This window comes from Sorangium sp. So ce590 (assembly GCF_051521365.1).
Lineage (GTDB): Bacteria > Myxococcota_A > Polyangia > Polyangiales > Polyangiaceae > Sorangium.
On record NZ_CP150346.1, the window covers coordinates 7,241,142 to 7,256,504 of the forward strand.

At 72.5% G+C, this 15,363-nt stretch carries 9 protein-coding genes; 2 read left to right on the forward strand and 7 right to left on the reverse strand.

Annotated features, from left to right (window positions below; translation table 11 throughout):
- Positions 1-170: 170 nt before the first annotated feature.
- Together WMF28_RS27025 and WMF28_RS27030 are read right to left on the reverse strand one after the other, a co-directional pair.
- A complete protein-coding gene (locus WMF28_RS27025) occupies positions 171-962 on the reverse strand; it encodes a hypothetical protein (RefSeq protein WP_437596203.1) in 792 nt (263 codons plus the stop codon).
- Positions 963-1,316: 354 nt separating this feature from the next.
- Complete coding sequence (locus WMF28_RS27030; RefSeq protein WP_437596204.1) at positions 1,317-5,297, reverse strand: protein kinase domain-containing protein; 3,981 nt, start codon at positions 5,295-5,297, stop codon at positions 1,317-1,319.
- 87 nt (positions 5,298-5,384) lie between these two features.
- On the opposite strand from WMF28_RS27030, the gene WMF28_RS27035 reads away from it, so the two are divergent.
- A complete protein-coding gene (locus tag WMF28_RS27035; RefSeq protein WP_437596205.1) occupies positions 5,385-6,932 on the forward strand; it encodes a serine/threonine-protein kinase in 1,548 nt (515 codons plus the stop codon).
- A gap of 85 nt (positions 6,933-7,017) precedes the next feature.
- On the opposite strand, the gene WMF28_RS27040 is transcribed toward WMF28_RS27035, so the two are convergent.
- The gene (locus WMF28_RS27040; protein WP_437596206.1) at positions 7,018-8,085 is read right to left on the reverse strand and encodes a class I SAM-dependent methyltransferase; all 1,068 of its coding nucleotides are present in this window, start codon (positions 8,083-8,085) and stop codon (positions 7,018-7,020) included.
- Between the two features lie 307 nt (positions 8,086-8,392).
- Here WMF28_RS27040 and cysS point away from each other — a divergent pair, with 307 nt between their 5' ends.
- Positions 8,393-9,931 carry a cysteine--tRNA ligase gene (gene cysS / locus WMF28_RS27045; protein ID WP_437596207.1) on the forward strand — a complete coding sequence of 513 codons (1,539 nt, stop codon included), beginning with the start codon at positions 8,393-8,395 and terminating at the stop codon, positions 9,929-9,931.
- 258 nt (positions 9,932-10,189) lie between these two features.
- Here cysS and WMF28_RS27050 read toward each other — a convergent pair whose 3' ends face one another.
- The 4 genes from WMF28_RS27050 to WMF28_RS27065 form a co-directional block, all read right to left on the reverse strand.
- Entirely contained in the window at positions 10,190-11,005 is an 816-nt protein-coding gene (locus WMF28_RS27050; protein ID WP_437596208.1) for an arylamine N-acetyltransferase family protein, read from the reverse strand.
- Between the two features lie 222 nt (positions 11,006-11,227).
- Entirely contained in the window at positions 11,228-12,298 is a 1,071-nt protein-coding gene (locus tag WMF28_RS27055; RefSeq protein WP_437596209.1) for a type IV pilus twitching motility protein PilT, read from the reverse strand.
- Position 12,299: 1 nt separating this feature from the next.
- Positions 12,300-14,042: a type IV pilus twitching motility protein PilT gene (locus WMF28_RS27060; RefSeq protein WP_437596210.1), complete on the reverse strand. Its 1,743-nt coding sequence runs from the start codon at positions 14,040-14,042 to the stop codon at positions 12,300-12,302.
- Between the two features lie 240 nt (positions 14,043-14,282).
- Positions 14,283-14,813 (reverse strand): hypothetical protein, encoded by a 531-nt coding sequence (locus WMF28_RS27065; protein ID WP_437596211.1) that lies wholly within the window; start codon positions 14,811-14,813, stop codon positions 14,283-14,285.
- Positions 14,814-15,363: the final 550 nt, after the last annotated feature.

Below are 15,363 nucleotides of genomic sequence, written 5' to 3' on the forward strand. Positions count from 1 at the left end.
TCGCGGTGCCCAGCGGGGCTCGTCGCGCCCGACCACACCCTCCACATCAACACGCCATTGTCGCCCCTCGGTGGCATGCGGAGCAGAGGAGCAGACGCCGCGGCTCCGCACGCACGGCGGCATGGCCCCCCGCGTCAGGCCCCCCGCGCGCCGGCGTCCGTCAGCGCCGGTCAGAGCAGGCCGCAACCTGGGTAGAGCGGGAGGAGATCGACGTCGCGTAGTTCGGTCCGGATCGTCTCCGAGAAGCTCGGCCCGAGCAGCGGCCCGAGCAGCGGCCCGAGCAGCGGGAGCGTGTGGCACGTCTGGTCGCCGGCAGCGTTCTCCGTGCACGCCAGGTCGCAGAGCCCGAGGAAGGCGATCCCGCACGTCGGCACATGGCCGCAGAGCCTCTCCAGCGCGAGGAGGCTGAGATCGAGCGGGCAGCTCAGCGAGACCCTCGAGAGCTCCCCCGCCAGATCGGGATCGATGCAGGCAAACCCGGCAATGGGCCCAGGAACAAAGGCGTTGCCGTACATCGTGGCGTCCCGCACGATGAAATCCACGAAGGGCTCCTCGTCCAGGGGACACTCGAGGACCGGGTGGCCGCCCTTCAGCAAGATATCGACGTGCTCGCCGGAACCGTTCAGGTGCTGGAAGATGCACGCCGAGACCCAGCGCTGCTCCGAGGTGTTGAGAGCACGACCGGTCCACCCCGGCGCGAAGCCAAAGGCACCGGAGAACACATCGCCGTCCGGCCCATAGACGACCTGATCCGAGGACAGCGCGCAGCGCACCGTGTAGTCGAGCACGCTCTTCCCGCCGTCGGTGCCGAGCAGCGGCGTCGCGACCAGGACGGCGCCGGCGCCGACGAGCGCAGCGCCGCCGAGCGCCCGGAACGCCGCACGGTTCGGCGTCGCCCAGAAGTGGGCGGGATCCAGGCCGTTCGCGCCGATGGGCACCACCGTGCGAGGGAGGAGCGGCATCTCCGCCGTCTCGACCGGCTCGACGTCCGATGGCCCGACACATCCAGCCGTGAGCACACAGGCACCAAGAAGACACACTGCGACGAAGCGAACCGAGGACATTCCGCGCTCCTTCGAGATGATTACAGCGGTAGATACACGCCGACAATCTCGCTTTTCCCAAACGCGCAGTATTTCATTTTCCAGGAAGACGCGCAATGCTGAAAAGCGTTACACACTGTTTGCCCGGATATCGGGTCTCGGGTCTCAGATCTCGGGTCTCAGGTTTCGGGTCTCGGGTCTCACAGGTTTCGGGTCCCGCCTATCGCGTATCGGGTCTCGCCCGAACGCGGCGCGGGAACAACCGTTGTCGAGTCAGGCCGGCAGGGTTGGACGAACGTCCGGAGCCCGGGACCCCTCCTCCAGCCTGCGCTCCAGCTCGCCGAAGCGAGACAGCCACATGGGGCTCTCGCCGCGGCGCTCCCGCGCGCTCGCGAGCGCTTCCTCGGCCTCCGCGGTGTGTCCCCGACGAAGCGCCATTCGAGCACGCCAGTAGAGGAGCAGCAGCGTGTTCTCGACAAAGGGCTGGTCCTTCGCGAGCTGGATCGCCTCGCTCCACGAGACAGAGGATGAGTTGGCCGGCCGGAGCCCGACCTCGGAGAGCACGAGCTTGAGCAACGTGTAGTCCGGGACGTCGCCCGGCCCGAGGACGCAGGAGCGCTCGATCCACAGGACGAGCTGGCTCGCCTGCTCGTACTCGTCGAGGACGAGGTGGATCTGCCCGAGCAGGATCGCCGTGTGAGGCATCGGGCGCTCCGAGGCCTGCTCCTCCAGCCACCGGGCGCGCCGCGCGAGCGCGAGCGCCTCGCGCTGCCTGTCGCTCCAGTGAAGCAGCACCGCGACGTTGTACGAGGCCATCTTCTCGAGCCACGGATTGCCGATCTCGCGCGCGAGATCGACGGCCCGGCGGAGATCGTCGACCGCGCCCGGCAGAGACCACCTCCAGGCCCACAGCGCGATGCGGTTGATGTACGCCGCGCAGAGGTGAAATCGATCGCCGGCCGCCGAGAGCAGGGTGATGAGATCCCCGAACGCCCGCTCGGCCTCCTCGCGGCGGCCCGCCGACGCGAGCAGGAACGACAGCATGAGCAGGGCGAGGACGCGCGCGTCGTAGTGCCCCGACGCCGCGGCGCGCCCGGCGCAGCCGGTGAGCTCCGCGATCGACGCGTCGAGCCGCCCCCGCCGCCACAAGGTCCGGCCCTCGGCGACCCGGAGGAGCAACGCGAGCTCGGGCGAGCGCTCCGCGTCGACGAGCGGCCGCGCCTCCTCCACCCGGCGCGCCGACTCGTCGAAGTCGAAGGCCCAGTCGAGCGCGATCGCGTCCTCGAGCAGGAGGGTCGCCGTGAGGTGCGCGTCGCCGAGCGCCTCGGCCAGCGCGAGCGCCTCGCCGAAATCGCCGCGCGCCTCCTGGACGCGGCACATGCGGTACCGGCTCCTGCCGCGCCCGGCGAGGCCGCGCGCGCGCCGGCGCGCGTCGCCCCGCTCGGCGACGTGGAGCGCGGCGTCGTAGCGCTGGTCCGCCTCGACGGCGTCGTGGCGCGCGGACGCGAGATCGCCGAGCGCGAGGTAGGCGTCGGCGGCCTCGGCGCGCTCGCCGCAGACGGCCGCGTGGCGCGCGAGCGCGCGGAGCCCGTCGGTCGAGCCGGCCGCCACCTGCGCCCGCCAGTACTCGAGGGCGCTCCGGTGGATCTCGGCGCGGTGCGCCGGGTCGAACATCTCGTAGACAGCCTCCTGGAAGACCGCGTTATGGAACGCGTGCCGGTCGCCGCCCGCGCCGCCGCCGCCCTGGCCGTCGCGCTGCAGGATCCGCCGCTCGACGAGCGCCCCCAGGCCGAAGCCCGCGTCGACCATCGAGCCGGCGCCGCCCGCGCGCTCGAGGCCGTCCAGCACCGCCTCGAGCTCGGCGCGATCGAACGACATGCCGAGCGCCGAGCAGACCCGGGCGCACGCCGCGAGCTCCGCCGGCAGCTCGTCGAGCTGCCGCGCCGCGAGCCACTGCCACGCCGGCGCGGGCGGCAGCGCCGCGACCTCCGCGGTCGCGACGTAAAAGCCGCCGCCGGCGCGCCGGCGCACGATCCCCGCGTACTTGAGCGAGCGGACGATCCGGCGCAGGCAGTCCGGGTTGCCGCCCGCCCAGTCGGCCAGCCGGCGGAGCGTCTCCGCGGGCGGGTACTCGGCCGGCAGGAGCAGGCGCGAGGCGAGATCCATCGCCGCCTCCTCCGCGAGCGGCGCGAGCGTCACGCGGGTGTGGCGCTGGTTGCGCTGGCCCCAGCTGGGGCGGGCCTGCTCGAAGCGAGGGCGCGCGGTCACGACCACCCAGAGCGGGGTGCCCTCGCCGTCGAGCGTGGCGTACTCGAGGGCGTCGAGGAGCACGTCGTCCGCCTGGTCGGCGTCGTCGAGGATCACGGCGAGCGGGCCGCGGCGCGCCCGCTGGCGGAGCGCGTCGGCGAGCGCCAGCATCAGGCCGTGGCGGGCCGCCCCGGACAGCAGCCCGCCCCCCGGGCCGGCCCAGCCGAGCGCCGCCGCGACCGCCTCCCAGGTGGCGCCCCCGTTCGTCTCGCCGAGCCGCTCCACGCAGAACCCCCGCGGATCGTCGGGGATCTCGTCCGGCGCATCGAGCGCGACGCGCAGGAGCGCGCGCACCGCCTGCGCGGCGCCGCCATGGATGGGGTGGAGCGCGCGCACCACAACCACGCGCACGTCCGGGACCGGCACGCCGGCGATGCAGGCGGCCTCGGCCGTGAGGCGCGTCTTGCCCAGGCCGGCGTCGCCGATCAGCGTGAACAGGCCGGGACACGTCCCGTCGAAGGCGTCTGTCGCGCTGCCGGCGAGCGCCGAGAGCACGTCGTCTCGGCCGAGCAGCGGCGGCTCGCTCAGGCTCTCCGGGGCGTCCGGCGGCGTGGGGGCGAGCTCGTCTTCGGGCAGCGCGCGCTGGAACTCCTCGGTCATGACGAGGCCGCGCCAGGGCTCGGCGGGGAGCCACGTCTCGGGGCGCTCGACCGGGGCGCCATAGGCGGCGTGCAGGCCGCCGGCGACCCGGCGCAGGCGCACGCTGGCGAGGTGCAGCGCCACGCGCGCGCCGTCGCCCTCCGTGAGCTCGCGCGCCGCGGCGAGGGCGGCGCGGGCCGGGTCGTCGACGTCCCTCGCGGAGAACACGGCGAGGCAGCGCCGCCCCCGCTGCCGCGCGATGAACCCCCGGCGGCTGCCGACCGCCGCGATCACCGGCCCCGCGCCGGCCTCGACGAAGAGCAGCGCGACCGGCTGCCGCCCCTCGGCGGCGGCCGTCGCGACGTCATCGCCCGGCATCGACGACCGCGGCGAGGAGCGCGGCGCCGACGGCGGCGGGAGGGTGTCGCCGGACCGGCGCGCGCGCAGGGCGTGCAAGGTGCGGCGAAGCGCGGCGGCGCTGTCCGGGCGGCGGCTCGGGTCCTTGGCGAGGCAGGCGAGCGTGAGCTCCTCGAGCCCCTCGGGGACGTCCGCGAGGTCGCTCGGGCGCGGCGGGCGCAGCGCCAGGTGGCCGTGCTCGACGGCGTTCTCGTCCCCGACGAACGGCGGGCGCAGGGTGAGCAGCTCGAACAGGATGACGCCGAACGCATAGATGTCCGCGCGCGCGTCGATCCTCGCTGCGTCGCCCCGGAGCTGCTCCGGGGCCATGTACTCCGGCGTCCCCACGATGGCGCCGGCGCGCGTCGCGTGGACCGACGAGGCGGGCTGGCCGTCGGCAAGGGCGAGCTTCGCCAGGCCGAGATCGAGCAGCACGGCGCGGCCGCTCGAGCCGAGCAGGAAGACGTTCTCCGGCTTGAGATCGCGGTGGACGACCCCGGCCGCGTGCGCCGCCTCGAGCACCGCGAGGATCGCGTCCGCGCGCCCGGCGGCGCGGTCCGGGTCGAGCGGGGCGCGCAGCGCCGCGAGCTCCTCGGCCAGGGTCCGGCCGAAGAGCCGCTCCATCGCGAGGTAAGACCGGCCGTCGGCGAGCTCGCCGTGGGCGTACAGCTGCGCGACGTGCGGCCCCCCAACGCGCTCGAGGAGCCAGGCCTCGCACCGGAACCGCTCGCGGAAGCTCGACGCCGACTGCCGCGCCACCTTGATGGCGGCCGGCGCGCCGTCGTGGTCCCGCTCCGCGGCCCAGACGTCCGAGAAGCCGCCGCGACCGAGCGGGCCGAGCACCGCGAAGCCCTCGAGCACGGGCGCCGCGGCCTCCACGGCCTCGCGCTCGCCGGGCGGCGGCGTGAAGCCGTCTCTGGCGCAGGGCGCGCCATCGGCGAGCCGCCCGTGACATACGGCGCATCGATGCATGATTCGGCTCGATCTCGGGGCAGCCGACGGTCACGTTGGACGCCGGCTTACGGCTACAGTAACGCGCGAAGTCAACCGCTGTCATGTATGAAGACCTCCCGCCAAGACAATGAGTCGCCGCCCGCCGCGCCGGCGGCGGACGCGCCCGCCACGGGCGAGGCGCCGGCCGGCACGGTGCCGACATGGAACCTCGACACGCACGATCTGGCGGGCGAGGGTCCGGGCATCCCTATCGCCGTGGCGCCGCGGGCGGGCGAGTACCTCCTCGACGGGGTCATCGCCGAAGGCGGGTTCGGCGTCGTCTACCGCGCGGCGCACCGGACGAGCGGGGCGCCGGCGGCGGTCAAGATCATGCACGCCGAGCTGATCTCGCGCATCGACGTGGTGCTCCGCTTCCAGCGCGAGGTGGACGCGATCAAGCAGATCCGGCACCCGAACGTCGTCGAGATCCTCGACGTCGGGCGGCTCGACGACGGGCGGCCCTACTACGCGATGGAGCTGCTGCAGGGCAGGAGCCTCGAGCAGCACCTGCTCTCGCGCGGCCGGGTCCCGGCGGACGAGGCGCTCGCGATCCTCGACCCGCTCTGCAGCGCGCTCGCCGCGGTCCACGCGCTCGGGATCATCCACCGGGACGTGAAGCCCTCGAACGTGATCCTGTGCGAGGAGGGCGGGGGGCTCAGGGTCGTGCTGCTCGACTTCGGCATCGCGAAGCTGCTCGGCGCGACGGATCTCTCGCTCACCTCGTCGCGGCACGTCGTGGGGACCCCGGCGTTCATGTCGCCCGAGCAGCTGCTCAACCGGCCGGTCGACATGCGGACCGACGTCTACGCGCTCGGCGCGCTGCTCTACACGATGGTCGCGGGCTCCATGCCGTTCTCGGCGAGCGCGTACCCCGTGCTGCGCCACCTGCACCTCCACCAGGCGCCGCCCCGCCCGAGCCTGCACGCGCCGGTCGATCCGGCGTTCGACGACATCGTGGTGCGGGCCATGAGCAAGGACCCCGCGGGCCGCCATCCGGACGTCACCGCGTTCCTGGAGGACGTGCGGGCCGCCACGGCGCGGGTCCTGCGCGCCGGCGCGAAGGAGGCGGGGCGCATCCGGCGCCTCGCGATCGGGATGCTCGTCGAGGTCCTCGCCGACACCCGGGCGCTCGAGGCCCCCACCGACTCTTTCCTGACCGATTTCGAGGCGGTGCTCCCGCAGGCGATCGCCCACCTCGCGACCGCGGGGTTCTCGCCGCTCGCGGTCACGAGCACCAGCGTGCTGCTGTCGGCGGACTGGCCGCGCGACGAGCGCGGCGCCGAGGAGGCGCGCCGCAGCGCGATCGCGGCCGCGCTCGCGCTGTACGAGCGGCTCGCCGGGCCCGACGGGCGCGACCGGAGGGTCGGCGTGCGCTTCTGCCTCCACGCCGGCGACGTGGTGGTCACCGAGGACGGCTCCGTGGTGGGCGGGAACGTCCTCGAGCTCTCGTCGTGCCTCCCGGAGGCGGCGGATCCGGGCGTCTACGCGTCGCCGGCCACGCTGGACGGCCTCGCCTTCGCGTCGAACCGGGCCTCGGCGGCCCCGGGCGCGGCGATCCCGATGCGCCGCGTTGTCGCTCCGCCGCCGGCGGGACGCGCCGCCGCGCCCGCGTAGCGGCGGGCGCCGACGCGGCGCCGCCTGGCAGCGGGCGCCGCGGCGCGCGGAGGTGAGGTGCGGGTGGGACCGGGGCGGGCGGGGGTCAGCGGGCGGGCTTGACGAACTTGAGGGTCATCCGGTCGCTCTCGCCGATGGCCGCGTAGCGCGCGCGGTCCTTGTCGCCGAGCCGGAAATTCGGCGCCAGCGCCCAGACCCCTTCCGGGTAGTCCTTCGTGTCCTTCGGATTGGCGTTCACCTCGGACTTGCCGCCGAGCTTGAAGCCGGCCGACTCGACCTTCTGGATCACCCACGCTTCCGGGAGGTACCCCTGCTTCGCGCTCTCGTCGGGGTTCGCGTCGGCCTGGGCGCGGTGCTGCACGATGCCGAAGACGCCGCCCGGCTTGAGCGCCTTGAACGCCTCGGCGACGTAGGTGTCGAATTTGCCGACCCGGTGCCAGCCGTGCGCCTCGCGAATGGCGAGGATGATGTCGGCCTTGCCCTCGATCCCGAGCTTCGGGTCCTCGCGGTCGATCACGACGACATCGACCTTGCCGAACAGGTCGGGCGACTTGTCGAGCAGGCGCCTCACCCGCTTTCCATAGAGGGTGTTGCGCGACTCCGCGGGGCCGTTCGGATCCAGCGACGTGACGATGAGCTTGCCCTTCTTCGCGAGCACCGGCGCGAGCAGCTCGGTGTACCAGCCCTCGCCTGCCCCGAGCTCGACGACGGTGCTCGCCGGCTTGAGGCCGAAGAACTCCAGGGTCTCGACGGGGTGCCGGGCCGCGTCCCGCTCGGCGTTGCCCGGGACGCGGTGCTTCCCCTTGAGCGCCGCGCGCAGCGCCGCGCCCGCGCTCGGGTGATTGGCCGCGACGAGCGCCTTGACCTGGGCCTTGAGCGCGTCGTCGAAGCGCGCGGCCTCCTGGTCGGCTTTGGCCTCCATGGCCTTCATGTCCTCGGCGAGCTTGGCGAGCTCTGCCTTCTTCTTCTCCTCTGCCGGGTCCACCTGGGGCGGGGTCGCCGCCTCGGGCTGCGCGGCCGGAACGGCCGGCGTGGGCTGCGTGGGGGCCGGCGGCGCGGGCGGCGGGGCGCTCTCGACGGGCGGCGGATTGGACGCGCAGGCGGCGAGCGCGCCGGCGAGGACGAACGGCAAGGTCCTTGAAGTGATGTGCATGCACGGCTGCGTAGACCGAAGGAAGGACGGCCGCAAGCGTCCACGGCGGCCGGGGCGGCGCGAGCAGCCGTGTCCATCCCGGGGCGCGGTGCGGGCTCACCGCAGCGCGGGGTGGTCATCCAGAGTTTTGCGAGTCAGTCGCCAGTCGCGGAGCGGGCCCGCCGGGCGCACTCATTCCTGGCCGGGCGCCCTCATTCCTGAGGAAAAACAAGGGGAACGACGGCGATGTTCCGCGTTGACCGGGCGACAGGGCCGGGGTAGCGTACGCGGTCCGGGGGGGCAGCTCGCACATTCACGCAGGTGGTTGATGCCGCTCAAGGTCCATAACACGCTCACGAGGAAGAAGGAGCCATTCGTCTCCGCCCAGCCGAAGATCGTGCGCATTTACACATGCGGTCTCACGGTCTACGCGCCGATGCACATCGGTCATGCGCGTACCTACTGTTTCTGGGACGTCTTCCGCCGCTACCTCGAGTACCGCGGCTATCACGTGTTGAGCATCATCAACTACACGGACATCGACGACCGCATCATGCAGCGCGCGAGCGAGCGCGAGGGCGCCGTCGACGTCGCCGAGCGGAACATCGCGGCGTTCCGGCGCGACTGCCGCAAGCTCCACATCAAGGACTACGCCGTCTACACGCGCGCCACCGACTTCGTCGACGAGCAGGTCGACATGGTGAAGCGCCTGATCGACAAGGGCCACGCGTACACGGTGAACGGCGAGGTCTTCTACGAAGTCTCGACGTGCGCGTCCTACGGTGAGCTCTCGGGGCGCAAGGTCGACGAGCAGGAGGTCGGGGCGAGCGGCCGTGTCGAGGAGGACTTCGCGCGAAAGCGGCACCCGGCGGACTTCAGCCTCTGGAAGCCGACCGCCGCCGGCCAGCCGAGCTGGCAGACCGGGGCGGACGCGTGGCCGACCGGGCGCCCCGGCTGGCACATCGAGTGCTCGGCGATGAGCACGGCGCTGCTCGGCGACCACTTCGACGTCCACGGGGGCGGCATCGACAACATGTTCCCGCACCACGAGAACGAGATCGCGCAGAGCGAGCCGCTCTGCGGGAGGCCCTGGGTGCGCTACTGGCTGCACCCCGAGCACCTCGATCTCAAGGAGGTGAAGATGTCGAAGAGCCTCGGGAATGTCGTCTCCATCGAGGAGCTCCTGTCGAGGCACGAGCACGACGAGGCGCGGTGGTTCTTCGTGACGCACCATTACCGGTGCAAGCTCCCGTTCGGCTGGGATCTGCTCCAGCAGAGCGCTCAGGGCTACGCGCGCATCAAGAAGCTCGCGGCGGTCCTCGCCGAGAAGCTGCGCGGCGCGGCGGAGGAGCCCCTCGCCCCCGGCGCCTATGCGTCGCAGCGGCCCGAGGAGGAGCGGTTCCCGAGGATGCGCCACCAGTATGTCCACGGCCGGTTCAAGGAGCACACCGAGCGGTTCATCGGGCGCTTCATCGAGGCGATGGACGACGACCTGAACACGCCGAACGCTGTGGCGGCCTTCTTCGACTACGTGAGCGCGCTCTATTCGGCGGGGATCGAGCAGTGCGACGACCGCGCCTCGCTGCTCGCGGTCTACCGCGCGATCGCGCGTCACCTCTGGGTCTTCGGGGTGGAGATCGCCGAGCCGGCGCTCTATCCGGTGCTCGTGGCCGACTACGCGCTCGTCCCTTCCGAGGGCGAAGCGGGGCGCGGGGGCGACGCCGCCATCGACCGGCTGCTCGCGATGCGCCAGGCCGCGCGGAAGGCGAAGGACTTCGCCAAGGCCGACGCCATCCGCACCCTGCTCGCCGAGGCCGGCGTCGTCCTGGAAGATACCCCCTCCGGACCCCGCTGGACATCGTCATGAGGAGCGCTCCCGCTTCGGATACGGGCCCATCTCGACGTTTTCGGTGCTCGGCGTACAGGAGTACGCCTCCGCGCCGAAAACGCCGATCTGGGCCCGTCTCCTGTGCGGGAGCGCTCCGCTAACGGGTTTATCAGAGTTTGGGGGGGGTGTAGACGGGGGCGCGGCTGGGGGGACGGCGGGAGACCGCAAACTACGCTTCTTGGGGCTTGGGGAGTCGATCGACGGGGAGCGCCGGATACCCTTCGATGCGCGGCCGCTTCAGCCGTCGAGGCCCGCGCAGGAGAGCCGCGCTCCGGGCGGGAGCTCCAGCCCGAAGCGGCTCTTCAAGACGTCGAGGAGCTCGGCGTCGCCGAGCTCGAAGCGCTCGAAGTGGCCGCCCCGGAGCACCCCCAGCTGGCGGTTGCGCAGCGTCAGACGAGCCTCCGGCGAGGGGAGCGCCGCGACCACATTGCTCACGAACAGCGAGCTCGGGTGGCTCGACGTGTAATGGTTCGCCAGCTCGTAGTCGATCGGGAAGTGCTCCTCGAGCGTGAACGCGTAGAGGTCCTGCCACGGCTCGCGCGCCCTCGACTCGAGCACCCACAACGGGCCCTCCCGGCGCAGGCCGACCACGTCGTGCGCCTGCACCTGGCTCTCCCCCTCGACGAGCCGGATGGGCTGCGTCAGGCCCGCACCGCCGAAGCCGACGTCCGCGACGAACGGCCCTTCGGGCAGCTCGACCAGGGACAGCATATGAGTCCGCGGGCCGATGTCGCTCCGCTGGAACCGCACCCGCGCGATGAGCGTCGTGGCCTTGAATCCGATCCGGCGCAGCGCCGCGACGAACAGGGTGTTCTGCTCGAAGCAGTAGCCGCCGCGGCGCGCCCCGACGAGCTTGGCCTGCACGCTGGCCAGGTCGATGCGGATCGGGCGGCCGAGCAGGATATCGAGGTTCTCGAAAGGGATGGAGTGGGCGTGCGCTGTGTGCAGCGCATCGAGCGCCTCCCGCGTGGCGGCGAGCGCCCCGCGGTAGCCGATGCGGGCGAGATAGGCGTCGAGGTCGAGCGAGGCGATGTCCTGTGCGGGCTGATGCATCGGGTCCGTCCAGCAAGGATACGCCCGTCACCAACGGCGGGCCAGACGGAAGTTCCGCCGCCCGGGCGGACGGGGCGGCCAGCGCGATGCCGTCCTCCCCTCCCGCACGCGCGAGCCCGCGTCGCCGCACAGCTATACTTGCAGTCCGCCCTCTTGGCGTCCTGGCGGCTCAATTCCGCTCCTTCATCAAGCCTTCTGGCGTCCTCCCGGCTCAGCGCGCCGTCACGACCCCTGCGCGTCGGGAAAGAGCCTCTGGAAGGTGTCCTTGTCGATCGCCTTCTCGAGCGCCGCCTGGACCGAGATGGTGTCCTTCTTGACGAGCCGCTCGAGCGCCATGTCCATCGTCTGCATGCCGGCGGAGCGGCCGGCCTGCATCAGGTTCGCTATCTGGAACGTCTTCCCCTCGCGGATCATCGCGGACAGCGCGCTGGATCCGACGAGGATCTCGTGCGCGGCGACGCGGGCCGCGCCGTCCTTCGTGCGGAGGAGCTGCTGGGCGATGATCGCGGCGAGGCTCTCGGACAGCATGCCGCGGACCTGGAGCTGCTCGTCGGCGGGGAACGCGTTGATGATGCGGTCGATCGTCGCGGCGGCGCTGTTCGTGTGGACGGTGCCGAAGACGAGGACGCCGAAGCTCGCGAGCTGCAAGGCGAGCTTCATCGTCTCGTTCGTCCTGAGCTCGCCGATCAGGATCACGTCGGCGTCCTCCCGCCCGGCGCTGCGGATCGCGCTCGCGAAGCTGCCCGCGTCGGGGCCGACCTCGCGGTGCGTGATCTGGGCACGGATGGGGCTGTGCACGAACTCGACCGGATCCTCGATCGTGAGGATATGGCAGGCGCGCGAGCGGTTGATGTGGTCGATCATCGCCGCCAGCGTCGTCGACTTGCCGGAGCCGGTCGGCCCCGTGATCAGGACGAGCCCGCTCGGCCGCTCCGACAGCCGGCGGATGGTCTCGGGGCAGCCGAGGTCGTCCAGGGAGAGGATCTTGCTCGGGATGGTGCGGAAGACGGCCGCGAGCCCGGTGGTCTTGTAGAAGTAGTTGGCGCGAAAACGGGCCTTGTCCGCGTACGAATAGGCGAAGTCGAGGTCGAGCTCGTCGACGATCCGCCGCCGCTCCTCGGAGGTCGTGATCTCGAAGAGGAGCGCCTCCATCTCGGCCGCGTCGAGGGGCGTGTCGCGCAGGGCGAGGAGCTCGCCGCGGGCGCGGACGAGCGGCGGATAGCCGATGCCGAGGTGCAGGTCGCTGCCCTTCCTGGACAGGAGCTCGTCGAACAGGCGATCGATCCTGGCCACGCTAGCCTCCCTTCTTCCCGAAGAGCGCGCCCGCGCGCTCGAACAGCCCCTTGCCCGCCTCGGTGACGGCGGGCCTCGACGCCTCGGAAGGCGAGGCGGGAGGCCTCCTGTCCGGCGCGAGCACGGGCTGCCTCCTGCCGGCGAGGACCGCCTCGAGCTCGTCCGGCGCCTCGGCCACCGCGAGCGCGGCCTCCAGCGTGGTCTTGCCGGCGCGGACGAGCTCGGCCAGCGAGTCGTCGAGGCGGATGATCCCGAGGCCCTTCCCCCGCTGCTGGAGGCTCGGGATCTGGAACGTCTTGGAGTCACGGATGAGGTTCCAGAGCGCGACCGAGCCGGGCAGGAGCTCGGCGGCGGCGATCATGCGCTTGCCGTCCGTGCTCGGCAGCAGCCGCTGGCTGACGATGAGCCGGAGGCCGCCCGCGAGGGTGACGCGGACCTGCTGCTGATCGCCGGGCGGGAAGAGATCGATCAGCCGATCGATGGTCTTCGCCGCGCTCGGGGTGTTCATCGTGCCGAGGACGAGGTGGCCCGTCTCGCTCGCCGCCAGCGCCATGCGCACCGTCGCCGTGTCCCTGAGCTCGCCGACGACGATGACGTCGGGGTCCTCGCGCAGCGAGGCCTTGAGCGCGTTCTCGAAGGAGCGGGTGTGCGTGCCGACCTCGCGCTGGCTGATCATCGCCTGGCCGCGCGCGTGAACGAACTCGACGGGATCCTCGACCGTGATGATGTGGTGGCTGGTCTCGCGGTTCAGGATGTCGACGATCGCGGTCAGCGTCGTGGTCTTGCCGTGGCCCGTCGGCCCGGTGATCACGATGAGGCCCTGATGGTGGCGGGTGGCGAGCCCGATGGCGTCGGGCATGCCGAGCGACGCGAGGGTCGGGATGCTGCGCGCGATCAGGCGGAAGCAGCCCTTGTAGCCCTGGCGGTGGCGCGCGATGTTGACCCGGAAGCGGCCGAGCGCGCCGAGCTCCAGCGCGAAGTCGCAGGAGCCCTCGCTCGCGAGGACCGGAGAGAGACGCGCGGGGACGCGCGGGAGCAGGAGGGACTCGACGGCCGCCGGGTCGAGCGGCTCCCCGTGCGGCACGAGCTCGCCCCCCGCCCGCAGGAGCGGCGGGCGGCCGGCGACGAGGTGGAGATCGCTCGCCCCCTGATCGCGCGCCATGGCGAGCAACCCGTCGAGGGCGCCCGCCCGGACGTCGGTGGACGAGGGCCGCGCGCGCGGGCCCGCCGCGGCCGCCCGCGCGGCGGCGCGGGGCTCGGCCGGCGGCGGCGGGGCGCCGCGGAGGTCGAGCGCGATCTCGGAGGAGCTCGTGCTCTTCGCGTCCGGATCGCGCGGCGGCGGGCGCTGCACCTCCTCGATCGGGAGGTGCTCCCGCATGGAGAGCTGCTGCGAAGGGCGGGCCGGCGGCGCGGCGGCCGCGGTCCCGGGCGCGGCGGACGACGGCTGCATCCGCGTCATGCGGGCGTGCACGAGGTCGCCCTGGCGCGCGGCGACGACCGAGATGGCGCCGATGCCCTCGATGCGGATGTGCCACTGCGATGGCTTCGCGCCGAGCGCCTCGATGAAGCGGCCGCCGCCGAGGGCGCTGAGGAGCGAGAGGATGTCCTCGGTGGAGAGGGCGCCGGGATCGACCGCCTGGAAGGCGCCCGAGATCTTCACGCTGGGCATGCGCCCCGTGGCCACGGCGAACTCGGTCACCTCGGGGCGATTCAGTTGCGAGAGCCAGGATCGAAGGGCGTTCATCGTAGTCGCTCGTCTCCGCAAGGCGACTCTATCAACGATGAGGCGCGGCGTTCCAAAATGTCGTCCGGCGACGGCGAGATCCGGAGGGCGGCCTCACCCGCGCCGCGCGCGGCCCGCGCAGGCCGCGCCGACGGCGCGCCGCCCCCCCCCGGGCGACGACGACCGCGCCGGCCGCGGCGCGGCGCGACCGAGCGCGAGCGCACGCCCGCGTGCGCGCTCAGCCGAGAGGCGATGTCGGGGCTACTGGATCGCGAGCTTGAGCCGCGCGCCCTTCACGAAGTGGCCCGGCGCCTTGCCCTTCTCCCCGGCCGGCGCCTGCTCCTCCGAGTCGATGGTGAGCTGCATGTTGCCGGTCACCTCGATCTTCTTCATGGTCACCCTGGCGATCTCGACCCACTTCGTGGGACTCGCGCCCTTGGGGTCCCCGATCCTGCGGAAGAGCACCGCCTTCGTCCCTGCGGCGACCGGCGTCGCGGTGGTGGCGACGAGCGGCAGCAGCGTCGCGACCTTCCCCGCTCGGGAGACCAGCGTGCCATAGACCTCCACGGAGTAGCTGTCCCACTCGCCCGCACCGGACGAACGGGCGAGCTCTGCCGGAGCCGCGCTCTCCGCGGCCCCGACCGCCGCCGGCGCGCCTCCGGGCGCGGGCTGCCGCGGCCCGACCGGGCGCTCTGCCGAGGCCGCGATCGGCATGGCAGAGAGGAGCGCGGCCGCACCGGCCGCGACGAGGGATCGAGAGCACCTGGAGAGCCAACCAACAACCGTCTTCATGCACTCCGCTCCTTCGTTCCAATGAGACCCCACGGCCCTCGTCCACCCGGCGAGGCCGCAAACTCCCCGGTCATGAAACTTCTCATCCTGCACGAGACTGACACTCTCCGCAACTCATTTCTCTGTCTCACGGAGCGCGTCACCGCCGCCACGGCATCACCAGCATCACCAGCATCACCACCGGCATCAAAGATCCCGGACTCCGGTGCTGGCCGCCCCGGCGAGGCGGATCAACCTCCGGGGGGGGGAGCGGCGCACGCAGGAGCGCACCGCGCGCTCGCCCGAGCTCGCTCGGTCATCCGGCTTGCCTGTTGTTCTGGCTCGCCCGCCGTTCTCGCGTCCTCGTTCCGGCTGCCTGGTTACCCGGCTCGACCGCTCGCCTGGGCTCTCCGGCTCGCCTGGCTGGCTCCGCCCACGGGTAGGTCAGCGCGCTTCGCGCGAGGCGCGCTCTCGATGAGCGAGAGGCCCGCGCGAGCGACCGGCGCGCTCGGTCCAAGCTCGCCGTATCTCATTCTGACCCGTCCGACGAAACCAGCTGCGCACAGCACCG